The sequence below is a fragment of the Pseudomonas sp. SIMBA_067 genome, from assembly GCF_046534675.1.
Classification (GTDB): Bacteria; Pseudomonadota; Gammaproteobacteria; order Pseudomonadales; family Pseudomonadaceae; genus Aquipseudomonas; species Aquipseudomonas putida.
In genome coordinates this window covers 1-277 of sequence record NZ_JAWRYH010000346.1, presented here as the reverse complement: position 1 = coordinate 277, position 277 = coordinate 1, and the positions used below count along the sequence as shown (strand labels likewise).

Genomic DNA, 277 nt, shown 5'->3' with positions numbered 1-277 from the left:
ATTCACCGGTGCGCTCGGCACAGTGCCGGATGAGTCCTTGCTCCGCTTTGGTCATGCGTGCATGGCGCAGTCCCGACATGACCTTCTGCAGTTAGCACGCGATGAAGCGGCGCGGCGGAGCGAATCTGAAATTGCGACTCGAGTAGCGGCCATGCTTCGGCACCTTAGCTGGGAAATGCTATTGCAGGCCGAAGGTGCGGCAGCAGTTCGCACGGAGCTTGCTGAGTGTGGTATCTCCCAAGCAACCACCAATGTCATCGATCTGTGCTTCGCCAGC

Annotated in this window: 1 protein-coding gene; it reads left to right on the top strand. The window is 59.2% G+C overall.

The genetic code is table 11. The features are described from left to right. Window positions 1–277: hypothetical protein (locus SB765_RS29390; RefSeq protein ID WP_410932455.1), on the top strand; the 277-nt coding region annotated here is incomplete at both ends.